This is a genomic window from Halobacillus sp. K22, assembly GCF_052246795.1.
GTDB lineage: Bacteria > Bacillota > Bacilli > Bacillales > Halobacillaceae > Halobacillus.
Genome location: NZ_JBQQCN010000023.1, coordinates 46,447 through 73,429 on the forward strand (window position 1 = coordinate 46,447; position 26,983 = coordinate 73,429).

General features: G+C 42.2%; 21 protein-coding genes. 1 reads left to right on the forward strand and 20 read right to left on the reverse strand.

Annotation, left to right across the window (positions count from 1 at the left end; genetic code table 11):
• Positions 1 to 381 precede the first annotated feature (381 nt).
• The 19 genes from ACTWPM_RS15620 to ACTWPM_RS15710 all read right to left on the reverse strand — a co-directional run bounded on the left by ACTWPM_RS15620 (position 382) and on the right by ACTWPM_RS15710 (position 23,027).
• Positions 382 to 2,043 carry an acyl-CoA dehydrogenase family protein gene (locus ACTWPM_RS15620; protein ID WP_443133950.1) on the reverse strand — a complete coding sequence of 554 codons (1,662 nt, stop codon included), beginning with the start codon at positions 2,041 to 2,043 and terminating at the stop codon, positions 382 to 384.
• Positions 2,044 to 2,341: 298 nt separating this feature from the next.
• Positions 2,342 to 2,509, reverse strand: a complete 168-nt coding sequence (locus ACTWPM_RS15625) for a MerR family transcriptional regulator (protein ID WP_443133951.1) — start codon at positions 2,507 to 2,509, stop codon at positions 2,342 to 2,344.
• Positions 2,510 to 2,632: 123 nt separating this feature from the next.
• Positions 2,633 to 3,445, reverse strand: coding sequence for a hypothetical protein (locus ACTWPM_RS15630; RefSeq protein WP_443133952.1), 813 nt, complete (start codon positions 3,443 to 3,445; stop codon positions 2,633 to 2,635).
• Between the two features lie 751 nt (positions 3,446 to 4,196).
• Positions 4,197 to 5,864, reverse strand: coding sequence for a glycerol-3-phosphate dehydrogenase/oxidase (locus ACTWPM_RS15635; RefSeq protein WP_443133953.1), 1,668 nt, complete (start codon positions 5,862 to 5,864; stop codon positions 4,197 to 4,199).
• A gap of 243 nt (positions 5,865 to 6,107) precedes the next feature.
• The gene (gene glpK / locus ACTWPM_RS15640) at positions 6,108 to 7,604 is read right to left on the reverse strand and encodes a glycerol kinase GlpK (RefSeq protein WP_443133954.1); all 1,497 of its coding nucleotides are present in this window, start codon (positions 7,602 to 7,604) and stop codon (positions 6,108 to 6,110) included.
• 31 nt (positions 7,605 to 7,635) lie between these two features.
• On the reverse strand, positions 7,636 to 8,436 hold the full coding sequence (locus ACTWPM_RS15645) for an MIP/aquaporin family protein (RefSeq protein ID WP_443133955.1): 801 nt from the start codon (positions 8,434 to 8,436) through the stop codon (positions 7,636 to 7,638).
• A 111-nt stretch (positions 8,437 to 8,547) separates the two neighbouring features.
• Entirely contained in the window at positions 8,548 to 9,102 is a 555-nt protein-coding gene (locus tag ACTWPM_RS15650) for a glycerol-3-phosphate responsive antiterminator (RefSeq protein WP_443133956.1), read from the reverse strand.
• A 116-nt stretch (positions 9,103 to 9,218) separates the two neighbouring features.
• Positions 9,219 to 9,758 (reverse strand): acyltransferase, encoded by a 540-nt coding sequence (locus ACTWPM_RS15655; RefSeq protein WP_443133957.1) that lies wholly within the window; start codon positions 9,756 to 9,758, stop codon positions 9,219 to 9,221.
• A 3-nt stretch (positions 9,759 to 9,761) separates the two neighbouring features.
• Positions 9,762 to 10,400 (reverse strand): pyrophosphatase PpaX, encoded by a 639-nt coding sequence (gene ppaX / locus ACTWPM_RS15660; RefSeq protein ID WP_443133958.1) that lies wholly within the window; start codon positions 10,398 to 10,400, stop codon positions 9,762 to 9,764.
• Positions 10,375 to 11,331: a nucleoside recognition domain-containing protein gene (locus tag ACTWPM_RS15665; RefSeq protein ID WP_443133959.1), complete on the reverse strand. Its 957-nt coding sequence runs from the start codon at positions 11,329 to 11,331 to the stop codon at positions 10,375 to 10,377. The genes ppaX and ACTWPM_RS15665 overlap by 26 nt, the downstream gene beginning before the upstream one ends.
• 13 nt (positions 11,332 to 11,344) lie before the next feature.
• Entirely contained in the window at positions 11,345 to 12,178 is an 834-nt protein-coding gene (gene lgt, locus ACTWPM_RS15670) for a prolipoprotein diacylglyceryl transferase (RefSeq protein ID WP_443133960.1), read from the reverse strand.
• 14 nt (positions 12,179 to 12,192) lie between these two features.
• A complete protein-coding gene (gene hprK / locus ACTWPM_RS15675) occupies positions 12,193 to 13,125 on the reverse strand; it encodes an HPr(Ser) kinase/phosphatase (RefSeq protein ID WP_443133961.1) in 933 nt (310 codons plus the stop codon).
• Between the two features lie 244 nt (positions 13,126 to 13,369).
• Positions 13,370 to 13,720 (reverse strand): phage holin family protein, encoded by a 351-nt coding sequence (locus tag ACTWPM_RS15680; protein ID WP_443133962.1) that lies wholly within the window; start codon positions 13,718 to 13,720, stop codon positions 13,370 to 13,372.
• 30 nt (positions 13,721 to 13,750) lie between these two features.
• A complete protein-coding gene (locus ACTWPM_RS15685) occupies positions 13,751 to 14,788 on the reverse strand; it encodes a DUF4097 family beta strand repeat-containing protein (protein ID WP_443133963.1) in 1,038 nt (345 codons plus the stop codon).
• 114 nt (positions 14,789 to 14,902) lie between these two features.
• A complete protein-coding gene (bshB2, locus tag ACTWPM_RS15690) occupies positions 14,903 to 15,550 on the reverse strand; it encodes a bacillithiol biosynthesis deacetylase BshB2 (protein WP_443133964.1) in 648 nt (215 codons plus the stop codon).
• A complete protein-coding gene (locus ACTWPM_RS15695; protein WP_443133965.1) occupies positions 15,543 to 15,914 on the reverse strand; it encodes a YojF family protein in 372 nt (123 codons plus the stop codon). The genes bshB2 and ACTWPM_RS15695 overlap by 8 nt, the downstream gene beginning before the upstream one ends.
• 168 nt (positions 15,915 to 16,082) lie before the next feature.
• On the reverse strand, positions 16,083 to 18,959 hold the full coding sequence (gene uvrA, locus ACTWPM_RS15700) for an excinuclease ABC subunit UvrA (protein ID WP_443133966.1): 2,877 nt from the start codon (positions 18,957 to 18,959) through the stop codon (positions 16,083 to 16,085).
• A 6-nt stretch (positions 18,960 to 18,965) separates the two neighbouring features.
• Complete coding sequence (gene uvrB / locus ACTWPM_RS15705) at positions 18,966 to 20,948, reverse strand: excinuclease ABC subunit UvrB (RefSeq protein WP_443133967.1); 1,983 nt, start codon at positions 20,946 to 20,948, stop codon at positions 18,966 to 18,968.
• A gap of 495 nt (positions 20,949 to 21,443) precedes the next feature.
• Positions 21,444 to 23,027, reverse strand: a complete 1,584-nt coding sequence (locus tag ACTWPM_RS15710; protein WP_443133968.1) for a peptide chain release factor 3 — start codon at positions 23,025 to 23,027, stop codon at positions 21,444 to 21,446.
• Positions 23,028 to 23,373: 346 nt separating this feature from the next.
• Between ACTWPM_RS15710 and ACTWPM_RS15715 the strand changes: the two genes are divergently transcribed.
• Positions 23,374 to 26,571, forward strand: coding sequence for an SNF2 helicase associated domain-containing protein (locus ACTWPM_RS15715; protein WP_443133969.1), 3,198 nt, complete (start codon positions 23,374 to 23,376; stop codon positions 26,569 to 26,571).
• 244 nt (positions 26,572 to 26,815) lie between these two features.
• Here ACTWPM_RS15715 and ACTWPM_RS15720 read toward each other — a convergent pair.
• Positions 26,816 to 26,983, reverse strand: a 168-nt coding sequence (locus tag ACTWPM_RS15720) for a transposase (RefSeq protein ID WP_443133971.1), incomplete at its 5' end; no start/stop codon positions are given.

A 26,983-nucleotide genomic window follows, 5' to 3' on the forward strand; every position in this document is an offset into this window, starting at 1 on the left:
AAATTTCATTGTTGATTATCATAAGCATGTTATTCAACTATAGAGCCATAAACTGTAAGACTCGATTTCAAGATATTGGTTCACGGTAGATGTCCTGCGGGGGACGTTTCGCTTTCCTGGACCATCACGACGAAGAATCCAAACCGACCTTTCGCAACCAGGAGCTAAATATAAAAACTATGAGGTAATAGAAGGATCAGTAACTGTCCAAGACTTGGTTGTTATAGAAATATAGTCGTGAAATTCCCGAGGGGCTTGCCCCGAAGAAGACGTCAGTACACCTGTTCCAGGAAACAGCCCATTTTACCTCAGATCTTGGCCAACAACTCCCCATTCACACCTCTATTAAAAAAAGCCCCTAAATAGGAGCTTTTTACTTGTTCATTCTACGACTGACGATAAATCCAGTAACTCATCTGCGTAGCGAAGCGTCAAGGGATCTCCTGTCACTTGTTCCTCTCCAAAAGCCAAGTGTACATAAAGTTCCGCCACCTTTTCTTCTTCCCCACCTTTATTTCCCGATTCAAGAGCGATGACTGATTCATAGATCAGTGCCATCTGTCTAGCAATTGATTTACTATAATACGTTTGAATATCAGATGGTTGATTTAAAACTTCTGTGACTTGCTCTGACAAAGTCAGGATTTCCTTTTTTACCACTTCTATTTGAGAAGTGAATCCTTTCACTCGCTCAAGACGCTGGGTTATTTCCTCATAAAAGAAGGAGTGAGCACCGAATTTATTTATCAGACGCAGGACTTCAAGCCCCAGGATGTTAGTTGTGCCTTCCCAGACTGTGAGAACTTGAGCATCTCGCAACAGTCTTGGCGTCACAAAGTCTTCAATATATCCGTTGCCACCATGCAATTCAATCGCTGCATGGGTAAATACGACCGCCTGTTCGGCTGTTTCTTTTTTTAAAATCGCAATTTTAAGTCGGTTCATCACCTCTTCGGAAGAAGGAGCCGCGCTCTTGGTTGAGGCTGTCGCTTCAAAATCACTGATCATACCAAATACCGCTCGCGTTTCTATTTCCTGCTTTACCTTCAGTTGCACCAGCGTGTCCTTAATCATCGGAAAATCAATCAGCCTGTTCTTAAAGGCTTCCCGCTTAGAAGCATACTCTAAAGATTCTGTATAGGCGCGTCTCATGATTCCGATAGAGGCTACAGCATTGCATATTCGGGATAAATTTAATGCTTCCATCATATAATAAAAACCTTGTTCAGGTTTTCCAACCAGATAACCTACAGCTCCGCTGAATTCAACCTCCGCAGATGGAACAGCACGAACACCAAGTTTATCCTTCAGTCTGCGAATTTGAATACCATTAAGCTCCCCATTTTCTTTTTTCCAGGGAACTAAAAATAAGCTGAGTCCCTTCGTCCCCGGAGGAGCATCTTCCAACCTTGCAAGAACCATCGCGATTCCGCAGGCGCCAGCATTACTGGCAAAATATTTTTCCCCATAAATCAGGAAATAGTCTTCTTCCGAAAAAGCTTTAACTTCATTAGCTCCTACATCAGATCCTCCCTGCCTTTCTGTGAGAAACGTTGCTCCTTCATACAACTCCATTTCCCCTGTAGATAGGACGTGAGGAAGATATTTCTCTTTTAACGTTGGAGAGGCGTAATGTTCGATTAAATAAGCAGTAGCCATGGTCAACGTAACAGGACAGTAAAACCCTGACTCTGCCTGAGAAAGAAGGTAACCTTGAGCGAAGGAATAAACATATCCCCCTGGACGTCCTAGTTCTGGTATGTCTTTATGAATGTAGCCTACAATGCCTGCTCCATATGTTTCCGCAATCGTTTTTTTATAGCCTTCATTTAACCACACTTCAGATTGGTCTTCCCCGTACTTATTATATTTTATTAACTTGGGCTGACCATCACGATCTGTGTGACGTGCCCGATTATCAATCTCCCCAGCGCATAAGCCGCCGAACTCTTGCAGCTGTTCATCGGCCCATTTCCATAATGGCGGGTCCAATTGTTCCTTTAAAATGGCCTGCAGGTTTGAATCCCTCTCATAAAAATTCACAGTTTTCCTCCTACCGGTTATGAATTTGTTCGCAAAGCTAAGTATTTATTAGTTTCCCTGTAGTGTTTTTTGGCAGCTCACAGAGGTGCCCCTCTCCTTTTTCCTAATTCTTCTTCAAGTTTGCGCAGCCATAAATTCATCTCAGTCTTCAATTGCTCCAGTTCCAATAATCGTCAGTCAACTTCTCTCAGTTTACTGCGACCATACTTCATCGTTCTCTCTAATTCCTGTACACCCGAAGGTTCAAGATCAATCAATTGAATCATGTTTTTATTTCTTCGAATGGGAATCCATACTTCTATCCACAAAATACAAGACTTAATCGTGTTATGTCTTTTCTACTGTATCGTCTATGTCCATTTTTACGATGGGGATGAACGAGGCCAATTTCTTCATAATAGTGAATCGTTCGTAAGGTCACCTGAAATTTTTCTGCTACTTCAGCAATCGTTAAATCTTTAACCATGCCCCTCCCTATTATGTTTGAAAATTCTTACAATTACACTATACCATTTACGTTAACGTTTACTTTAAATATTTGGAAATTAAAACAAAAAAATACCCTGCTAAATGAGCAGAGTATCTTCCTTTATAGATTATGTCGTGACTGTAAAAGAAACAAAAAAGCGAGTAAAGATTGAGGAATCTCATCGCGTCTCTTCCACTCAATTAAATATCCACTGATTCTTTCAAAGCGTTCAGCTGCTTCTATAGGAATAGCATTCTGTTTAATAACCGCCCAGATGTTCCCCTCATGATCTTTTACTTTATAGTGTCCAATTTGAGGGTCCCCTTCTGCACTCCACCTGCAATAGTCTTTTTCTACATAGCGGAATAGACTCTTGCCCGTGGTCTTATCTTTACTATCCTTTGTGTAAGCCACATAGTGACCATTAGGAAGCTGGATATAACCTCGCCACGAGAAACCTCCCTTCTTCTCTATGCGATACACGGAATCTCCATGTTGGTTGTACATTTGATAGTCCGCAGAAAGAATGAACCCATAATAAGCCAAAAAAGTGAGCTTATGCAGGAAGCTGGGCTTTTCTTTAATATAAGCGTATTCCTTTCCATCCATATCATATAACGTGGCCTGAAAAACATTCTTCGTACTATGTCCCATATACATTCGGGCTGGAAGTTTTTCAACTGTCTCTACTGTAAGATCTTCCGTAAAATCGTTTTCGGTTTGTTTAGCTTTTTCAATATCACGGAGTCCGGTTTTTAGTAAGGCGAATCCGCTGAATGTGAAGACAGATCCATAAAGAAGACTCAGCGGAAAGCTTTCAAATTGCCAGGCAAGGATACTTAGTAAGAAAAACAGTCCTCCGGCAAGCAACAACCCTCCCGTAATCACCTGCCTCCGACCGTCCTGGCGGATCAGAGATTTAACATTCGTCATATACTTCACCTCTCATGCTAATTCACACTAACTATTGGAAAGGGTCTGTTAAACTTCCGTGTTGATCTTAAGGTTAAGCTCCCGTTTCTGGAAGACTCAGTTTCGAGCTAATTGGGCCCGTTATTAGAAAAGAGAGGAGGGTTGGTGGGGAAATAACTTGCTTTCCTATGGGGGAACGGTGAGCTTCCTCGCTCGTTTCACTCCCTGCGGGATCTCACCTAGTTCCTTCTCCCATGGGAGTCTCGCCATTTCCCCACCAACCCAGCCATTTCTTGTAACGGACCCTGTTATAGAAGACAGGAGCCAAGCTTTATCTGCCTCAAATGCTTCTATAACACGGTTCCTACACGTAAACAAACAGTAAAAACCAAGGTGGATTATAGATGTGGAAGGTGTTTATGTAGAGAACTTAGAGCTCTCCATGATCGCAAAGGGGCGGAAGGGAACGGCGAAGACTCCTGCGGGATGAACATGATCGGTGAGATCCCGGAAGGCGAAGCCTGAGGAAGCTCACCACATGCCCGCGGAAAGCGAGTCGTTCCCTGGAGCCCCTACCTCTACAAAATATCTCGAAACTGAGTCTTCGACTAAACGGCCCTATTGCGTAATAAGCCTCTTATGAAAATCAACAATTAACTTTAATAGAGCCATTGGAAAAAGTATCCTAATCACAGTTTATCATATCCTCTCTCTTTTCCAATGTACATACAAAAAAGCGCCCCGGAAATCGGGACGCTTTTTTTGCGAAAGTTTATGCATATTCAATTGGGACTACTGCTTCTTTAAGAAGCTGATCTAATTCTTCCGTGTAGATGCGCTTTTGTTCATCGGTGTAATTCAAGGCTTTTGCCATATAATTAATAACCGCATCCTTGTGTTCATGAACCCAGTTGATATTAAAGAATAAAGCAGCCGTCCTGCGCACAAAGAAATCGACCGGTTTGTACGTGAATTCAGCTTCCAGTGCATATGCAAGCTGAGCAAAAACCACAGGGTCCAGCTGCGCCTGCTGAGCTTCCTGTTTACGATTTTTATAAATATGGAAGACAGCATCCACATTGGATCCGTAAAGACGGACAAGTTTTTCAGCCGTTTCTTCTGAAAGTCCAATGGATTCTCCAATTTGAATTCTTTCTTTCAGAAATTGCTTAAATCCTTGAGAGCCATTTACTTCGCCTCCGGAAATAGGCATATGCTTTGTCTCAGACTCTGAATAAAGAATTCCGTATTCTTCCATCAATTGATCACGTACCAAGTCTATAGCCTGTTGGGACATTTTACGGTAACCTGTCAGTTTTCCGCCCGCCATGGAAATCAGGCCGGAATCAGAAATGAAGATCTCATCTTTTCGGGAAATTTCTGAAGGATCTTTTCCTTCCTCATGGATTAATGGACGCACACCTGCCCAGCTGGATTCTACGTCTTCCGCCGTCACATCAACGGTCGGAAACATATCATATATCGCATTCAGCACATAGTCACGATCATCTTCAGTCATAGTCGGATGAGAGATTTCATCAGAATACTCCGTATCAGTTGTACCTACATAAGTCTTACCATCACGAGGAATTGCAAAGATCATTCGGCCATCCGGGCTATCGAAATAAATCGCCTGTTTAAGAGGGAATTTAGACTGATCGAATACGAGGTGAATTCCTTTTGTTAGCTGAAGGGTTTTTCCTTTTTTCGATCCGTCAATTTCACGAAGATCATCTACCCACGGGCCGCCAGCATTAATAATTTTTTTCGCTTTTACATGATACTGCTTGCCGGAGATAGTATCTTCTATTTTTGCACCGACCATTTTTCCGTCTTCATTATAAATAAAATCAACCACTTTAGCATAATTAATGGAGTTTGCACCATACTCTACTGCTTTTTTCATAACTTCAAGTGTTAAACGGGCATCATCGGTTTTATATTCTACATAGAAACCGGCACCTTTAAGGTTTTCTTTTTTTACAAGTGGTTCGCGTTCCAAAGCTTCTTCCGGGCTGAACATGGTTCGGCGTTCTGATTTTTTCACCCCTGCCAGGTAATCATAGACACGCAGCCCAAGGCTTGTTGAGAACGGTCCGAAGTTACCTCCCTGGTGGAATGGAAGCATCATCCACTCTGGAGTGGTTACATGAGGACCATTTTCGTACACGATTTCACGTTCTTTCCCTACTTCAGCCACCATTTTCACTTCGAAATTTTTCAGGTAACGAAGTCCGCCATGGACTAATTTTGTGGATCGGCTTGATGTACCAGCTGCGTAGTCCTGCATTTCCACGACTGTAGTTTTCATTCCACGGCTGGCTGCATCGAGAGCAATTCCAGATCCGGTAATTCCCCCGCCAATGACGAGGACATCCCAATCTTCTTGGGTGAGTTTATCAAAATGTGATGTTCTCTCATAACTAGAGAAAGGTTTCATGTTATCTCTCCTTATTTGGTTGGGCTTCATTAATGTTACCATCTTCTGATACGTTTATTCCCCATTAATCGAGGAAGTATGTGTGCAATTGCCTATAGAAATAGAATCTTTGACCGGCTATAAGAAAAGAGACCACGAATGACTTTATGCTATACACATAAAGGTTCGTGGTCTCTCCATATCTCCGACCGATAGAATTAACTTGTAGTCCTATTATATCAGATTACTTACCAAAGTCAAAAATCAATCTTGTTTAAATACTCGCGTAGCCTCTACTGCTTTTTGCCAGCCTTTATAAAGATCCTCTCTTTTTTCTTTCTTCATAGTCGGTTCAAACTCACGTTCTACCTTCCACTGGTCCGCAATATCTTCGCGTGTTTCCCAGAATCCGATGGCAAGGCCAGCGAGGTACGCAGACCCAAGAGCTGTAGTTTCATTTACTTCCGGTCTTTCCACTGTAACATCAAGAAGGTCACTCTGGAATTGCATTAACAAGTTGTTTTTTACGGCTCCTCCGTCAACACGAAGTTTTTTGAGTTCAATTCCGGAATCTTCTATCATAGCATCCACAACGTCCTTAGTCTGGTAAGCCAGGGATTCAAGTGTAGCTCTTACAAAATGAGCTTTTGAAGTACCCCGAGTAAGGCCGAACACGGCTCCTCTTGCTTCACTATCCCAATAAGGTGTTCCTAAGCCCACAAACGCCGGCACCACGTAGACACCCTCAGTATTGTTAACCTGCCCGGCAATTTCTTCACTTTGAGGAGAATCTTCAATCATTTGAAGACCGTCTCTCAACCACTGAATCGCTGATCCAGAAACGAATATACTGCCCTCTAAAGCATACTCTACTTTGCCGTCAATTCCCCAGGCTAGAGTTGTTAAAAGTCCATTATCAGATTTTACTGCTTCTTCCCCAGTGTTCATTAACATAAATCCACCCGTACCATAGGTGTTTTTAGCCATACCTTTTTCAAAACAAGCCTGGCCAAATAAAGCTGCTTGCTGATCTCCAGCAACTCCGGCGATAGGCACTTCTTTTCCATAAAAATGATAATCTACGGTATGTGCATATATTTCCGAGGAAGGTTTGACCTCTGGAAGCATACTTTCGGGTACACCAAGGATATCGAGCAGTTCCTCATCCCATTTTAAATCAAAGATGTTATACATAAGCGTACGTGAAGCATTAGAATAATCCGTAACATGAGCTTTCTGTCCAGACAGTTTGTAAATCAGCCACGTATCAATTGTGCCGAACATCAATTCTCCATTTTCAGCTTTTTCCCGCGCTCCATCTACGTGATCAAGTATCCATTTCACCTTTGTACCTGCAAAATACGGATCAAGCAATAGGCCGGTTTTATCACGGAATGTGTCATTTAAGCCTTGCTCACGTAGTTCATTACAAATTTTCTGAGTCTGACGAGACTGCCATACAATCGCTTTATAGATTGGCTTCCCTGTATTCCGATCCCACACAACAGTTGTTTCACGCTGATTCGTAATTCCGATCCCTGCAACCTGCCCTGGATCAATATCCGCTCTTCTAAGTACATCTGCAATACAGGAAAGTACCGAAGTCCAAATTTCGTTAGCGTCATGTTCCACCCAGCCGGGTTTAGGAAAATACTGTTCAAATTCTTTCTGTCCAGTCTCCACAATTTCACCATCGTGATTAAATAAGATAGCTCGAGAGCTCGTCGTTCCCTGATCAATTGATAAGATATATTTTTCCATCGCTTATTTTCCTCCTCTAATCATTAAATATTTAAGCAGTTTGGGCCTTTTTCAACTCTATATTCATTGATGAAATAAGCAGGGCCACTATAATTACGGATAACACCCAGAATCCCGCCGTATAGCTTCCTTCAAATATAGCTTGATAAAATAATCCGCCATACACGCCCCCGATAATCGGACCAAGAACAGGCACCCATGAATAACTCCAATCAGAGCTCCCTTTCCCAGGAATGGGAAGAACAGCATGAGCTATCCTCGGACCAAGATCCCGTGCCGGGTTGATGGCATAGCCGGTCGTAGCTCCAAGAGACATACCGATGGCTACAATTAACAAGCCTACGATTATGGGATTTAGACCTTCTGTAAATTCGTTTGCGCCTATGAATAGTATTCCCATCACTAAGACGAAGGTTCCAATAATTTCACTAATTAAATTGGAAATGGGACTGCGAATCGCAGGATCTGTACAAAAAATAGACTTAATAGCTAATTGGTCTTCTGTATCCTTCCAGTGAGGTATGTAATGAAAGAATACAATGACTGCACCAATAAATGCTCCTATCATCTGAGCTAAAATATACATTGGAACTTTCTGCCACGGAAAATCCCCTACAGAGGCAAGTCCAAGCGTAACAGCCGGGTTAATATGCCCACCTGTCAATTTTCCTACGGCATAAACACCCATGGCCACAGCCAGCCCCCATGCTACAGTAATGAGAACCCAACCTCCGTCTGCCTTCGTATCTTTTAAGTTGGCACCGGCAATAACGCCGCCGCCAAGGATGATAAGTATCATCGTTCCAATCAGTTCACCCATGAACTCCGTCAACAGTCTTCTCCCCTTTCTCAGTTCTTACGTAGAAAAACCACACAAATTAATTGCCTTCAGTTGAAAGCGTTTGTGTGGCCACGTCAGTTTCGATCACGAACGGACAAAAGTTTATCTTTGGTGATAATGCCATAAATCAGAACGTGAAGTTGAAACTGCAGAAGCCCCGGCTTCAAGAGCTCGATTGATCTCATCATTCGTTCGAATCAATCCGCCAGCAATTACAGGGATAGCTAATTGATCTTTAATCTCTCTTATCATTCCCGGTAAGACCCCTGGTAAAACTTCGACAAAATCCGGCTTCGTTTTTTTTATGATCGTTATATTATGATCAATAGCCTGGCTATCTATTAAAAATAAACGTTGGACAGAAATAAGACCATGTTTTTTTGCCTGATGGATGACATTGGCTCTTGTCGATATCACCCCGTCAGGTTTAACTTCCTGGGCTACATATTCCATTCCATAGTCATCCGCTTTTAATCCTTGAATTAAATCGATGTGTACAAGAACTTTCTTCCCGGATTTATGTCCGATTCTTACCAGTTTTCGAAGTAATCCTAACCGACTGTCTAAAAGAATGATAAATTCCGTTTCACTTTCTAATAAAGTTTCAAAATCTTTGATCTTCCGCACAGCGGGCAGTACAGATTGATGAATATTCATGAATTCACCTCATTTTTTTTAAGAACCTCTGATCAATGATGCAGGTGATTGATTTAGTAATAGAAAGCCCAACTTTTACCTTTAGGGTGCAGGGGGAATTAGCAACCTTCTCAACACTATCTTTTCGTAGAGCTTTTAAAGACAGAATCGGCTTCCCTACGTTCGTCCATTTCTGCTTTGGTGTAAATCACTTTCATCGGGTTACCTCCCACAAACGTTCCTGCTGGCACATCCTTATGAACAAGCGTTCCGGCGGAGACAACTGCTTGATCTCCAATAGTAATGCCCGGGAGGATTGTCGTATTTGCCCCAATCATCACTTCATCTCCAATGAGAACATCCCCTAGGCGATATTCATCAATTAAATATTCGTGAGCCAGAATAGTTGTGTTATAGCCGATCACCGTATTGCGTCCTACTCGTATTCGTTCTGGGAACATAATATCCACCATAACCATTAATGCGAACGCAGTCTGATTTCCAACTTTCATGCGCAAAAATGTTCGGTAGAGCCAGTTTTTCATCCCTAAAAAAGGGGTGTAGCGAGCAACCTGAATAACCGTAAAGTTTCTAACCACCTTGAAAAACGGCACCGTCTTATAAATGTGCCATAAAGAATTCGCACCTTCAACTGGATACCGATCCGTTTTTCTCATAGGTTATCCCCCTGTAATTTCTAGAAGTTCACTCATATGGTTCAGCATATAATCAGGTTTAAGCTGCTCAAGTACCTCTCTGCCTTTAACCGTCCAAGCTACACCGGCCGTGTGAGTACCAGCATTATGACCTGCTTCAATATCATGTGTGTTATCTCCAACCATCAGAGTCTCGGAGGCTTTGGAGTCTAAAGCCTGAAGAGCCTTAACGATAGGCTCAGGATGAGGTTTTGCGTTGGTTACATCATCAAGGGTAATAATGGTTTCAAACAAGCCGTCGAGCCCAGTAATTTCAAGCCCCATCTGCACCGTGTTTTTCATTTTGGTAGTGACTATACCCATTCGGTACCCAGCTTCCTTCAGCTGTCGTATCGTTTCTGGCACTCCGTCATATGCTTTGACGTAAGCTTGATGATGTTCAATATTGTGTTTCCGATACGTTTCTACCATGTCTTCTACCCGCTCCGGATCAATCTTTTTTAAGCTTTCGCGGAGCGGAGGGCCGATAAAATCCAATATTTCATCTCTCGAATACGATCGGTCACTGTACTCGCTTATTGTATGAGTAAATGAAGCGATAATCAGATCATTTGTATCAATCAGTGTTCCATCTAAATCAAATAGAATGGTGCGTATGTTCATTCGAAGTTTCCTTTCTCTCCTGTTGTAGCTTATTCCATATAAAGCCGACCGCCGCTGTAAGTAATATAGCGGTCACCAGCCGTATTGCAAGCAGCGGCCATATTGGTATGCCAAGTGGAATAAATATCAGTGTATCTTCTACCACAGCGTGGCAGGATACTAAAAAAATTAGCGCCAAATACATATCCTTTTTGGATACTCCATCTTCCTCGACAGCTTGAATCATTAACCCAGCGCCATACGCAAGGCCAATCGTCAATCCCGCTGCTAGCGTCATCGAGGTGTTCCGCTCCATTCCAAGGAAACGGGTGGCTGGAGCAAGCCATTCTGAGAAGCGGTCCAACCAGCCTTTCTCACGTAAATACTGCATAAAAACCATTAGTGGAATGACAATTAAAGCAAGTTGGAAAATTCCCATAAAAGCAGTCTGCAGGCCTTGCCAGATAATTTCGTTCCAGCCTTCTGGATCAGCGGCCTTCTCCGGGGTCATCCCGTATTTAGCTGCACTGCTTCCACCATTCCAAAGAAGGTTGATGAAAATAGCGGCCAAGAAAGCCAAGCCGATCCTTATTCCAGCAACAAACCACCAGCTGACTCCCACTCGCTTGGCAACCGTTGATTCTATAAGCAGATTATGGGAAAAAGACATCATGACCGCCATGATAAAGACTTCTTTTACTGTGAAATCAAAAGAAATAATCGCGGCTATACCGGCATACAAATTTAAAAAGTTGCCTAAAACAAGCGGAACAGCCGCTTCCCCTGAAAGTCCTATCCATTGCATCAATGGTTCCAATTGATCCATAACCCATGACAACACTGGTGTAAATTGAAGGATCGTTACTATAAGAGTTACGGGAAAAATAACCTTTCCAAGTGACCACGTGAGGTCCAGGCCTTTCCTTCCCCCTCGTAAAAAAATGCCCTTCATTTCCTACTCTCCCTTATTTTGCTTTCTTTCCGTTATAATATTTATCCGCGTACCTAGCTTTTCTACGATAAACCATCACGGCTGCAGCGAATAAGACTAAGACGATAGAAATGAATTGAGCCATTCGTATTTCTCCGAACAAGTACAGGCTGTCAGTTCTCATACCTTCAATAAAGAAACGTCCTACAGAATACCAAATAACATAGCTTAAGAATACTTCCCCACGACGTGGATTAAATTTGTGGCGCAGTACCAGGAGAAGAATAAAGCCCAGGATATTCCATAACGATTCATATAGAAAAGTGGGATGATAGACCGTGCCTTCAATGCACATTTGCTGATTGATAAATCCAGGCAAATATTGCATAAAATTATTGTAAAATGCTTCTGAAACTGGACCACCATGTGCTTCCTGGTTCATAAAGTTTCCCCAGCGTCCAATCGCTTGTCCAAGAATTAAGCTGGGCGCCGCGATATCCGCCATCATCCAAAAGGAAATTCCTTTTACCCGCGTGTACACAACGGCTGTGAGTACGGCCCCTATTAAAGCTCCGTGTATAGCAATACCGCCTTCCCAAACGGCAAAAACTTTCCACCACGGACCGCCGGCGTACCGATCCCATTCGAAGATAACGTAATAAATTCTTGCAAATAAGATGGATACTGGAATCGCGTAAACGACAATATCCACCATATAGTCTTTTTTAAGTCCCAGGCGTTCGGTTTCATTGGTCGCAATCCACAGTCCTAAAAAGGCTCCCGTTGCGATAATAAATCCATACCAGTAGATAGGTAAAGGTCCTAATTGGATTAAGACAGGATCAAGAGCCTCAGGTGTACAAGTCATGTCGCGCACGCTCCTTATTCATTTTGCTGATCTTGGTCAATTACATTAGTTAAACGTTCAGAAAATTCTTCAGCCGCATTAACCCCCATACGTTTCAGACGGAAGTTCATGGCCGCTACTTCGATAATGACAGCCAGGTTACGCCCCGGGCGAACCGGAATGGTAGCTTTAGGGATTTCCACGTCCATAATTTTCATGGTTTCTTCTTCAAGACCAAGACGATCATACTGTTTATTTTTCTCCCATAATTCCAGATTAATAATGAGCGTGATCCGTTTGAAACTCCGAACAGCCCCTGCCCCAAACAAGGTCATAACGTTAATAATCCCTAGTCCACGAATTTCCAGCAGATGTTCAATTAGCGGAGGGCTGTTCCCTATTAAAGTATCATAGTCTTCCTGACGTATTTCTACACTATCATCAGCCACAAGACGATGGCCCCGCTTCACTAATTCAAGTGCGGTTTCACTTTTACCTACACCACTTTGTCCAGTAATCAGGACACCTATCCCGTAAATATCTACTAACACACCGTGGATAGCCGTAAATGGAGCAAATTTCGTTTCAAGAAAGTTGGTAAGTCGACTGATTACTCTTGTCGTTTTGTGAGGAGAACGCATTAATGGTACCCCGGCTTCCTGGGCTGCGGTGATTAATTCACTTGGAATATCCATTCCTCTTGTTATAACAATTCCTGGGGTAACATCGGTACAAAGTTTTTCTGATCGTTCATGACGTTGTTCATTGGTTAACTCATTGAAATATGAAAGTTCCGTCTTCCCAAGAAGCTGTAAACGCTCTTTAGGATAAAACTTAAAGTAACCCGTCATCTCCACGCCTGGACGCGAAATGTCACTTGTATGTATTTCACGGTGTACGCCGTCCTGTCCCGCTAACAATTCTAGCTGAAATTGATCCAATAAATCTTCTGTACGCACTTTACTCATCTATTAAATGCCTCCTTAGTCGTTCGATCACTAAACACTATTGTAGCATGTTTTACAAGATCTTGGACATACTCAGAAAACGAGCAGACCGGACACCCTGCACGCTGTAAGAAAAATAGATATGAGAGCAGGAAATCATCCATCAAAATGCTCAACATCGCATAGTGTGGCAGGGTCGATCCAACCTGCTTCGTGTAGGGCCAAAAAAACCGTTCAAGCTAAAAAGTGCTTGAACGGTTTTTTTCTATTTCATATCTTTTATCAGACTATTCAATATTAGGTTAATAATTGAAATAATGATAGCCGCAATAATCGCCATCCCAAAACCTGCTATTTCAAAAGTACCGCCGAGGAATACATCGGTCAGCCATAGTGTAATAGCATTAATGACCAACAGAAACAGCCCCAGTGAAACAATCGTAATTGGCAGGGTTAATACAACCAGAATAGGGCGGACAATCGCATTTAAAATGGACAATATAAAAGCTGCCAATAAGGCTCCGCCTACCCCATCAATGTGGATCGACTCAAATAAAGTACCGACAGCAATAATTGCGATCGCATTTACCAAAATATGCAACAGCCAGCTTTTCACTTAGATCACCCGCTTTCTACTATAAGATACTCACTCTTGACCGGAAGGGGAAACTGTAACCGAGCCTGTTTTCGTTTCCGCCTCCATATGATAGGCAGAGTCATATTCCTCAAATGCCTCAAACGCCAGTTGTTTATTGACGACCTCTTTTTTGTCATCCAATATTTTATAATTATCGATCTGGCAATTTAAGCTGCCAAATTTCGTACTCAGCTTTCCATCTACCCGTTTATGTTTGGGCAGAGACACTTTAATACTGCCTGTAGTGGCTTTGTAAAAACCGGTATGGGCTTTTTCTCCAAAATGATCGACTGTGATACTTCCACTTACTGCAGAAACATCACTTTTTCCAAAATCTCCGCCCAGGGTAACCGCACCATTCAATGTATCCATTTCACATGTATCAAATACACCGTCGGCAACGGTAATAGCTCCATTACCTGTCTCTACTTTGCAGGTTTCCCCTGTGACACTGTTCAACTGTATTCTTCCATTAGAAGTTTTAAGCTGGTAGTAATCACTATCTAGATGATTAACAGTGATGGTGCCGTTCGTCAGTTTCGATTTAATGAAGTCATATCGCTTTTTAGGGAGGGTAAGATGAACGAACGTCTTAATTTTTTTAGAAGGACTGGCTAAACGTAAAAGTCCATTACGAATATCAAGCTGGCCATCCGCTAAGAAATGGCTCTTAGCTTCTTCTTCTGTATCTACCTGATAAACTCGCACGTGGTAGGCGGCTTTCACATAGTCAGCATCCCAGGTGTCTACCTCAAGAGAACCATTGGCGATAGAAATATCTATATCATTAAAATGATCGGATTCGGTCTGGGTCTCATAATCAAATTCCACATATTCGCCGAACGAGAGATCAAAATCTGAGTTTTTTATTTTTTCAACAGCGTCGCCGAGGAAATTTTTAATTCCATATTTCTTTTTCTCTTTTTCTTCTGATTTTGATTCATCAGCTTCCCTGTTTTCTACAGCAGCAAGAAGCTTCGCACCTTCTTCAGCTGATACGTTGCCTTCTTCAATCATTTTTAAAATCTTCATGCGCTCTTCATTCATGACTACCATCTCCTTTTCTCATTAGTAAAGCATTCCCGCCACTCGGAATAAAAAAACCAATTAAAAATACACCTTGAAAAAGACAGGGGTGTCCATTCCAAGGTGTCGTTGGTGTTACGCAAATGAATAACGATAAAATCGTTCGGTTTTTAAACGTTCTAACTGTTCTGGCTGGTTATTTAATAAGCTCATCATTCCATCAGCCTGAGAAAGGTGGGCCTTAATTGCTGCTAATTTGTTATCCCAGTAAGGTGTTATATCATATATCAGATCAGGATCTCCAAGCTCAGCTTCATGATTGTTGGAAATAGCATGCATCCATACATCCGGACGTTTTTGAGAATCAATCTTTTTCACTGCTTCTACAGCAGCGGCACCTAACGCATCATGATCCGGATGGACCGCATAACCAGGATAATGGGTGATAACCAAAGTAGCATTAAGTGATTCAATTTTTTCTTTTAAGTGACTGGCAACTTGCTCGATAGGTTCAAATTCAAGAGTTTTATCTCGATAGCCCAGCAGCTCGACATTGATGTCCAACTGTTTCGCTGCTTCCTCTAATTCTTTTTTACGGAAGGAGGACAGCGTCTCTCGATTAGCAAAGACAGGGTTACCCATATTTCTTCCCATCTCCCCAAGCGTTCCGCACAAGTAAGTAACTGGAACACCTTGCTCTCTGTATTTAGCTATAGTGCCAGAAGCACCAAAAGATTCATCATCAGGGTGTGGAAAAATAACGACTACGTGTTCTTCACTCATCAGGATCAGCCTCATGTGAAAATGGGGTCTCACTAATTTCTAAAGCCACCATTAGACGTCCCTCACGATCATGACCGGCCATAAGCAAACGATTTTTATCATCAATTTCAAAATCACTTACCCCTTCTGCATAAACCCAGCCGATATCTAATTTAAGACCAACACGGTATGCTCCTCCGGTACTGACGATTTTCCCATGCTGGTATTTTACGTGGGCATTGCGAATAAACGCACCTACATTATAGGCTTCCTCATCAAAGTGACTCGCATAGGCCCCGTTAGTAGTTTCTAGATGGATATAGACATCCTTTTGAGCCAGGCTGTCTATCTTTTTTTGAACCTCAGTTTGATTAATTGGTTCCACTGCGAATTCCTCCTGTCTAAACATCCTGATGACCAGAATTTCAAAAAAATAAAATACTGTGTGTTCCTGATGTCTTTTATATATCGACCAAAGGGAAAGAACCTCCTTTTGATCGTCTAATTATCCTATCATCCACGATACGTAAATTGGAGGAAGGCGTCAAAAAATCTACTTGTTAGTTGCTTTTTCCTTGGACTCTAACCTTTCCTCCATGCGTTTTCTATCGCGTTCCAATACGGGCTTAAGATAATGACCTGTGTAAGATGCTTGAGTTTCCGCTACTTCTTCAGGTGTACCCGTAGCAATAATTTTCCCGCCTTTATCTCCGCCTTCAGGACCAAGATCGAGAATATAATCGGCTTCTTTGATCACATCAAGGTCATGTTCGATAATCAATACGCTGTCCCCGTTATCGACAAGTCGCTGAAGTACTTTTAACAGACGGGAAATATCATCTACATGCAGACCGGTAGTCGGTTCGTCAAGGATGTAAAAGGACTTCCCGTTCGAACGGCGGTGAAGTTCACTGGCAAGCTTCACCCGCTGGGCTTCTCCTCCAGAGAGAGTAGTAGCCGGCTGTCCCAGTTTAATGTATTCCAGACCTACATCAGCTACTGTCTGCAATTTCCGTTTAATCTTTGGAATGTTGTTAAAGAAATCCAGGGCTTCCTCAATGGTCATAGCTAATACATCTGCAATACTTTTTCCTTTGTATTTAACCTCTAGAGTTTCCCGGTTATAGCGTTTGCCATCACATACTTCACAAGGCACATAAACGTCAGGAAGGAAATGCATTTCAATTTTAATAATTCCATCGCCACGACAGGCTTCACAACGTCCGCCTTTAACATTGAAACTAAATCGGCCTTTTTTATATCCTCGAATTTTGGCTTCATTAGTCTGAGCAAATACATCACGGATATTATCGAATACTCCGGTATAAGTCGCTGGATTCGAACGAGGTGTACGGCCGATTGGCGATTGATCGATATCAATCACTTTCTCCAAATATTCCATACCTTCGATTGTTTTATGCTTACCTGGCTTTTCTTTACCTCTATGCAATTTCATAGAAAGTGATTTATAGAGAATCTCATTTATAAGTGTACTTTTACCAGACCCTGACACGCCTGTGACAGCTGTGAACAGACCTAATGGAATTTGTGCATTTACATTTTTTAAGTTATTTTCTTCTGCGCCTTTGATCTTTAAGAAGCGCTCATCGGGTTTTCTTCTCTCAGCAGGAAGCGGAATGAATTTTTTGCCGGACAAATACTGGCCTGTTAATGACTTACCGCTTTTCATCACTTGCTTAGGTGTCCCTTGAGAAACGATCTCACCGCCGTGAGCACCAGCCCCCGGCCCGATATCAATTAAATAGTCCGCTGCGAGCATCGTATCTTCATCATGTTCCACAACAATCAGGGTGTTATCCAGATCTCTCATACGCTTCAACGTATTAATCAGCCGATCGTTGTCACGCTGGTGAAGACCGATAGAAGGCTCATCGAGTACATAAAGCACCCCGGTTAGAGCAGAACCAATCTGAGTTGCCAAACGAATACGCTGTGCTTCTCCACCCGAAAGTGTACCTGCGGAACGGGACAAGGTTAAATAGTCCAGCCCAACGTTCGCGAGGAAACTGAGTCTTTCACAGATTTCTTTTAAGATCATGCGGGCAATTGTTTCTTCTTTTTCAGTCAATTCCAGTCCTTCAAAAAATTCCTTCGCTTCGGTAACGGAATAATCAGTTGTTATACCAATGTGTTTTCCGTTGATTAATACAGCAAGTGCTTCTTCATTCAAGCGGTTGCCTTCACACTTAGGACATGGTTTTTGGGCCATATATTTTTCCATTTGCTCGCGAATAAAATCCGAACTCGTTTCACGATAACGCCGTGAAATATTTGGAATAACCCCTTCGAAGAAAATTTCATTTTCCCTTACTTTTCCAAAATCATTCTCATAGCGAAAGTAAACTTTTTCATCGCCGCTTCCATATAAGATTCGTTCCATGTGTTCCTTAGGTAAATCCTGAATAGGAACATCCATATCTATACCGTAATGGTCAGCTACACTTTTCAAGAGTTGAGGATAATATTGAGAGCTGGTGGGTTCCCACGCAGCAATGGCATGTTCTTTAAGCGAACGAGACCAGTCGGGAATGACTAGATCAATATCTACTTCCAACTGAGTACCGAGGCCGTCACACCGGTTACAAGCCCCGTAGGGACTATTGAAAGAGAACATTCTGGGTTCGAGTTCGCTTACAGAAAAGCCGCAAATTGGACAAGCATGATGCTCTGAGAAAGACAGTTCTTCCTCTCCTATAACATCGACCAGGGTATGTCCTCCGCCTAATTTTAAGGCCGTTTCAATTGAGTCGGATAATCGACCCTCGACTCCTTCTTTAACCACAATTCGGTCCACTACTACTTCAATAGAGTGTTTTTTATTTTTGTTCAGATTTATTTCCTCGGAAATCTCACGCATTTCTCCGTCCACACGCAGACGCACATATCCTTCTTTCTGCAATTGTTCAAAAACCTTGGCGTGCTCGCCTTTTCGTCCGGATACCACTGGCGAGAGAATTTGCATCTTCGTTCTTTCCGGATACTCCATGATTTGATCAACCATCTGCTGTACGGTCTGAGAATTAATTTCAATTCCGTGTTTTGGACAGGTAGGCCGCCCTACGCGAGCAAAAAGCAGACGCAGATAGTCATAAATTTCTGTTACTGTTCCCACCGTTGACCTGGGGTTACGACTGGTTGTTTTCTGATCAATCGAGATGGCTGGCGAGAGACCCTCGATGGAGTCTACGTCAGGTTTGTCCATTTGCCCTAAGAATTGCCGGGCATAGGCACTTAATGATTCAACATAACGGCGCTGTCCCTCTGCATAGATGGTATCAAACGCCAAAGAAGACTTCCCGGAACCCGACAGTCCTGTCATAACAACAAGTTTATTCTTAGGAATGTCGATGTCGATTCCTTTTAAATTGTGGGCTCTGGCTCCTTTAATACTAATATGCTTGCTGGCCATACTTCCTCATCCCTCCGCTTTTAGTTCCAATAATATATCTCGTAATTCGGCCGCTCTTTCGAAATCTAAATCGCGGGCCGCCTGTTTCATTTCTGTTTCCATATTGTCAATCGTTTCCTGACGTTCTTTCTTCGTCATCTCAGAAGGTCGCTTCATACCGCTATCGTAAGAACCTTCTTCTTCAGAAACGGCCGTTGCTTTAATAACATCACGGACTTCTTTATTGATTGTTTTCGGTGTTATCCCGTGTTCTTCATTATACGCAATTTGCTTTTCACGACGCCGGTACGTTTCGTCAATTGCGAACTGCATCGATTTCGTAATTTTATCCGCATACATAATGACACGTCCGTTCTCGTTACGAGCAGCTCTTCCAATCGTCTGAATAAGCGAGCGGTCTGACCTTAAGAAGCCTTCTTTGTCAGCATCGAGAATAGTTACTAGAGAAACCTCAGGGATGTCAAGCCCCTCTCTAAGCAGGTTAATACCAATAATTACATCGTATTTACCGACACGGAGGTCGCGTATAACTTCTATTCTTTCCAATGTTTTAATTTCAGAGTGCAAGTAAGCAACTTTGATGCCAAGTTCTTTCAAATAATCCGTAAGATCTTCAGACATTTTCTTCGTTAACGTTGTCACAAGGACCCGTTCGTTTCTTTCTGCACGCTTGTTAATTTCACCTACAAGATCATCGATTTGTCCATGAATCGGACGTACATCAATTTCTGGGTCAAGCAGACCAGTCGGCCGGATGATCTGTTCAATGACTTTAGGCGTATGTTCTAATTCATAAGGTCCTGGAGTAGCAGATACATATGTGATTTGATTAATATGATTTTCAAACTCCGGAAACTTAAGCGGCCGGTTATCGAGCGCTGAAGGTAGTCGGAAACCATGATCAACGAGTACCTGTTTACGTGCCTGGTCCCCATTGTACATACCCCGTACTTGAGGAAGTGTAACGTGCGACTCATCTGCCATAATCATGAAATCATCTGGAAAGTAATCCAGGAGTGTGTATGGAGTTGCGCCTGGTTCACGAAATGTCAGATGACGCGAGTAGTTTTCGATCCCTGAGCAAAAACCCATTTCATTCATCATTTCTAAATCATAGTTCGTCCGCTGTTCTAAACGCTGGGCTTCGAGCAATTTATTTTGCTCACGCAATTTTTTCACGCGTTCGATCATTTCCTGCTCTATATTAACAATTGCTTTTTTAAGCTTAGACTCTCGTGTTACGAAGTGAGAAGCTGGGAAGATAGCTACATGCTCTCGGTCGCCCATAACTTCTCCTGTCAGCACGTCTATTTCACGAATCCGATCGATTTCATCACCGAAAAACTCGACACGGATGGCATGTTCTTCACGGGATGCTGGTATGATTTCAACAGAGTCTCCACGTACCCGGAACGTCCCCCGCTGGAAGTCAATATCGTTACGTGCATACTGAATATCTACCAGATTACGCAGTAATTCGTCACGATCTTTTTCCATTCCTGAACGGATCGATAGTACCTGACTGCGGTATTCGTCTGGAGAACCTAAACCGTAAATACAAGATACACTTGCCACAATAATAACGTCGTTTCGTTCAAACAAAGCTGAAGTTGCAGAGTGTCTAAGCTTATCAATTTCATCATTGATGCTCGCGTCTTTTTCTATAAATGTATCAGAGGAAGGCACGTAGGCCTCCGGCTGATAATAGTCATAATAACTGACAAAATATTCAACAGCATTGTTTGGGAAAAACTCCTTAAACTCGCTGTACAGCTGGCCGGCCAGCGTTTTATTGTGGGCAATGATCAATGTAGGTTTATTGACTTCTTGGATCACGTTGGACATGGTAAACGTTTTTCCTGTCCCTGTCGCCCCTAAAAGAGTCTGATGTCTTTCACCACGATTTATTCCATCTACAAGCTCCTGAATTGCTCGCGGCTGATCTCCTTGCGGGGAATATTGTGAAACCAATTCAAATTTATTCTCCATGACGAAAACCTCCGTTCTTAACTAGTCATCCTTAGTTTACCACAATAGTTTATCATTCTAACATTAAACGAACAAACATTCGGTACTGAATAGACACAAACTTTTACTACATTAAATAAACTCCTGAGAATTAAAAATTCTCAGGAGTTTCATTAGTTTCTCTTCCTTAGCAACAAGAATTTGACCATTTTTATTTTCATGTAAAAGGGTCTTCATGATAATAGTTGAAAGTTTTCTTAACGGGTAAGGTTTGACCAGATATCCTTCGACTTCGATTTCGGGCACATTTGAAGATTCACTGATAGCACTAGAGATAAATATGGGAACATCAGACAGAAGAGCATAAGTCTTAACAGCCTGTATAATCTCCCACCCAGATGTTTGATCAGCTAGTGTTATAATCATTTGTTATGTTGTATTGTGGATATTCGAAAGCTATAGACAGATTTTCCTGTTAAAAAACCACTACAAATATTTGTAGTGGCTTTCCTATTTTTATTCAAATGTCTGATTGTACTGGTTCACTTCAAAAAGATCGGTCAATTCTATCTTAGGATGTTTATCTTCAAACCAGCGGAGCGAGAAATCGTTTTTGAAAAGAACTAACGGATTGCCTTCCCGGTCCTCTACCAGCATATTCCGTTCATCAAATAAGGATTCATCCACCTGATCTTCTCGCAGCCAGCGAGGGATACGCTCTCCAACTGAAGTAAGTTCTACTTCAACATTATACTCATTCTTCATACGATATTCGAAGACTTCATACTGAAGTTCACCTACAGCTCCAATAATATAGTCTTCAAAGCGATAACGTTTAAACAGCTGAATCGCTCCTTCTTGCACCAGCTGTTCCAATCCTTTTCTGAATTGTTTGGACTTCATTACGTTCTTGGCCGTTACTTTCTTGAACAATTCCGGCGGGAACTGAGGCAATTCGTCGTATTCGAAATTTGATTTACCGGTAACGATGGTATCCCCAATTCGATACACGTTCGGATCATAAATTCCAATAATATCTCCAGCATAACCTTCTTCAACCGTTCCGCGGGAGGAAGCGACAAACTGCTGGGATTGTGCCAGCTTAAAAGATTTCCCTGTACGCGACAAGGTTACGTTCATACCACGTTCGAATTTACCTGAGCAAACTCTTACGAAGGCTATCCGGTCTCTGTGCTGTGGATTCATATTCGCCTGGATTTTGAAGATAAATCCAGAGAATTCCTCATGATCCGGTGAGACGACTCCCTCGGTCGACTTCCTTGGGGCAGGCTCTGGAGCCATCTCAATGAAAGAGTTAAAGAACGTTTCTACACCAAAAGGGGCAAGAGCGCTTCCGAAGAATACAGGAGTTTGATCACCTTTCATAACTTTATCCATATCAAAGCCGTCTCCCGCTTCATCTACAAGCTGCATTTCTTCTTCGGCCTCTTTAAATGTAGCGTTTTCGGTAAGCTCCGGATACTGATCCAGCTCATTATAAGGAATATAAGCTTCTTCTTCATTACCTGTGTAATGTACAAATTGTTCGTTATTTCTGTCAAAAACTCCCAAGAACCTTTTCCCCATGCCGGCTGGCCAAGTCATTGGGTAGGTTTCAATGTTAAGGGTTTCCTCAATTTCTTCCATAAGTTCAAATGGCTCACGCCCTTCACGGTCCATTTTATTAATGAAAGTGAAAATAGGAATACCGCGCATTTTACAAACTTTAAATAGTTTCAGGGTTTGGGCTTCAATCCCCTTAGTTCCGTCGATCACCATAACCACACTGTCTACAGCCGTCAGGGTTCGGTACGTATCTTCACTGAAATCTTCGTGCCCTGGCGTATCAAGGATATTAACCTGGTAGCCTTTGTATGGAAAATTCATTACACTGGAAGTAACAGAAATTCCTCGCTGTTTCTCAATTTCCATCCAGTCCGAAGTGGCGAACTTTCCTGATTTTTTACCTTTTACAGTACCTGCTGAACGGATAAGGTTACCAAATAACAGCATTTTCTCAGTCATTGTCGTTTTCCCGGCATCAGGGTGGGATATAATAGCAAACGTACGGCGTTTTTTCATTTCGTCTTGAATATTCATCGTCATATCCTCCATATTATTATGTTCATTCGGGTGACTTACGTAAGGTAGGATATACGTATCACATTGGCCGATTCACTCCATAAAAAAACCGCTCACTCGATTGAGCAGTAATCTCGAATTTATAAACTCATACTTTGAAAGTTAGCACAACCATGCATTAAAATCAATCAAGAATCAACTAAATCCCCTATTTTCGCTTGCATAAATTCCTACCTCAGGTCATCCATATCCTGGAATACCTGAGGTAGGAATTTATGGGGGACCCGAGGTGACAGATATAGTTAATTATCATCTGTTCAAACCTGTTATAATAGAGGAAATACAGATAGTAAGGATGCCATTTATGCAATCGTACTTATTACAACCAAGTGATATCAAGAAAATAACCGGCCACACCTTTTACAAACGTGGAAAACAATATTATGAAGCAAATAAAGTATATGGACTTTCTTATAACGGTGCTATCCGCTCTTGGCGGGCTGTAGTTGCTGGTACGCATGATTACGAAGTGCGGATTTTCTTCTTTGAAGAAGATGATGTGGAAGCCACCTGTGAATGTGAAGCTTACAATAATTACTATACATGTAAACATATCGCTGCCGTCTTAATAGCTATCCGTGAACGTGCCCTTGAGGAACTCGGTCCCAAGCTTGCCGTGAAAGGACGACAGGTGAAGAAAGAAACCAACCATGATCGTTTGTTTGCCATGCGATTATTTGAAACTTTCCGCCAGCGTCAAGAGAACCGGCAGTCAGAAGGCTTAAAGAAGCCAATTCAAATTCAATACTTTCTTCATCTTCAATCTCTCCTGGGCACTAAGAATCTAAGTGTAGAATTAAAGTTTGGTGAAGGATATCCGTATGTTATCAAAGACATTCGTGAACTGTTGGAACATATTCAAAAAGATCAACCTTACCAGATATCTAAAAAGTTCACATTTGACCCGGCTGACCACGTATTCGAAGAAAAGGATAAAGAAATCTTGTCACTTTTACAGCAAGCCTATGAGCAAGAACGTTTCTATGAGCAGCAATGGACACAAAACGATAAGAAAACGTTACGTATCTCCCCGGTGCTAGCCCAGGATCTATTGCCCAAGCTTGAGGAGCAGCAGGCTCAAGTTTCTGTTAAGGGAGAGCTCGCTGGTCAGTTACGCTATAAAACTGAATTTCCAGAGCTTTCTTTTTATATATCTGAAGAACGCGGTCACTTTCATATGCATATGAACCATTTGAAAAACTATGATTATTTAGCTGATTATCACCTTTTATATAAAGAAAGCACTTTCTATGCGCTGGACCCGCAAAAAGAGGAAGTGCTCGGAACACTTTACACTTTGCTTCCTTATAACTCAAACGGAAACCATACCGTGAGTCACTCAGATATGGAGGGCATTGTTTCTTATGTACTTCCAGAGCTTGAAACAATCGCAGAAGTACAGCTGGATCAAACAGCACAGAAAAAAATCAGCCAACAGCCGCTTCAAGCGGAAGTTTATTTGGATTTCTTCCAGTGGACCCTAACGATCAATGTCCGGTTTCGCTACGGAGAGCTAATTATAGATCCTTTTAAACAGAACTCGGTCCCCAATCAGACCATTATTCAGCGAAACAGTACAATAGAACAGGCCATCATACAAATTATTGAGTACGCCGAATTTAAATTTGATGGAGAAATCGTCTATATCGAAGAAGAAGAAGCGATTGACACCTTCTTTTCCGAATATCTGCAAAGATTAAAAGAGCATGCTGAAGTTTATCTTTCTTCCTCTGTCCGATCCCTGCTTGCCGAACAGGATCATGAGCTTAAACCTTCCGTAAAGGTGGAAAGCGATGGCAGCTGGCTGGATATCAGTTTCGGCATCGATGGAATAAGTTCTGATGACGTAAGTGCTGCAATGAAAGCTGCGATAGAGCGTAAAAAGTATTACCGACTTTCTGATGGAAGTCTACTTTCACTGACTTCTGACTCCTTCGAACGTTTTCAGAGATTGGCCGATGAACTGGACCTCTCCTCTAAAGATATTGACAGCAGTGAACTGCATGTGTCTCAGGCCCGGACCCTGCAAGTAGAAGATGTGCTGCAGCCAGGAGAATCGGAGCGGGATCAGAAGTTTACTCAACTGGTGGAACGTCTTCAATCTCCAGAAACGTTTAATTTAAATAAACCAGATGGATTAAAAGCAGATCTCCGCCCTTATCAGATGACAGGTTTCCGCTGGATGAAAACTCTGGCAACCTATGGATTAGGCGGCATTCTTGCGGATGATATGGGCTTAGGTAAAACCATTCAAGCCATTACTTTTCTTCTCCATGAAAAGGAAGAAGGTACATTGAACGCGCCCGTCTTAATTATTACACCTGCGTCACTCGTTTATAATTGGAAAAAAGAACTCGAAAAGTTTGCTCCAGAATTAACGGTACAAATCATCTCCGGTGACCCACTTGCCCGGCAGCAGATGATTACAGAAGGATCAGCACACGTGTGGATCACCTCTTATCCTTTGCTACGTCAGGATGCAAAATTTTATGAAACGACTCAATTTCACGCTATGATTCTCGATGAATCGCAGGCTATAAAAAATGATACAACTAAGACTGCATCCGCTGTCAGGACGATTCGATCCAGGCATCGCTTTGCTTTAAGTGGTACGCCTATTGAAAATTCACTTCAAGAGCTTTGGTCGATTTTCAGAACAATCATGCCTGGTTTTTACACAAGCAAGAAAAAATTCATGCAAATGAAGCCAGAGAAAATTGCACGCATGACTCGTCCTTTTATACTCCGGCGTATGAAGACGGAAGTACTTGATGAACTTCCGGATAAGATCGATACAGTCCAATATTCAGAACTTACTAGGGAACAAAAAGAGGTTTACCTGGCGTACTTAGAACGTATTCAAAATGATATCCAGGAAACTATTGCTACAAAAGGAATCCAGCGCGGAAAAATTGAGATTCTTGCCGGCCTAACACGCCTGAGACAAATCTGCTGTCACCCTTCTCTCTTCCTTGAAAATTACGAGGGGGGCTCCGGGAAACTCGATCAGTTAAAAGAATTGGCTCACGAAATGAAAGAAAGTGGACACCGTCTGCTTATCTTTTCACAGTTCTCCAGCATGTTAACGTTATTGCATCAGGAGCTCTCCAGCGATGGTATTGACGGATTCTATTTAGACGGAAGTACGAAAGCCGACAAACGGATGGACATGGTGGAACGGTTCAACCAGGGAGAAAAAGATGCATTCTTTATTTCCCTTAAAGCAGGAGGGACAGGTTTGAACCTGACGGGCGCCGATACAGTAATTTTGTATGATCTGTGGTGGAATCCGGCTATTGAAGAACAAGCTGCAGGACGTGCTCATAGAATTGGGCAGGACAGAGTCGTACAAGTAATCCGCATGATTTCAGAAGGAACCATTGAAGAACGGATTTACCAACTGCAGCAAAAGAAAAGAGACCTTGTGGATCAAATTATTCAGCCTGGTGAGTCCATGCTCACTTCGCTTAGTGAAGAAGAGATTCAAGAACTATTTAAATAATCAAACCCTGCGGAAGCTCGTTCCGCAGGGTTTTTGTATTATTACAATAAATGTTATCTATTTATAATATAAAGTTATGTATTTCTAACATGAAAGGTGTGTAAAGAATGACCACCAAACAGATGTTAATTCTCTTCTCTCTGTCTGCTATCTTACTTTTAGTTGGAGGGCTTTCCCAGATCTACTTGCTTGTTCAATAAAGGTTCTAAGTCAATTGTTGGGGTAGGAGGCAAGCTCCTGCCCCTTAACCAACTTGAAAATTTCTACTGTGTTTATATTGATGATGAAGAACCTTCAATCGGAGACGGTCATATCTTCTGAAACCAAAGGCATTTCGTTTAATAACCTTCGTCTGATTGTTTAGTCCCTCCACGAATCCATTGCTATAATTGAATGTAAAGCTATTCAAGAT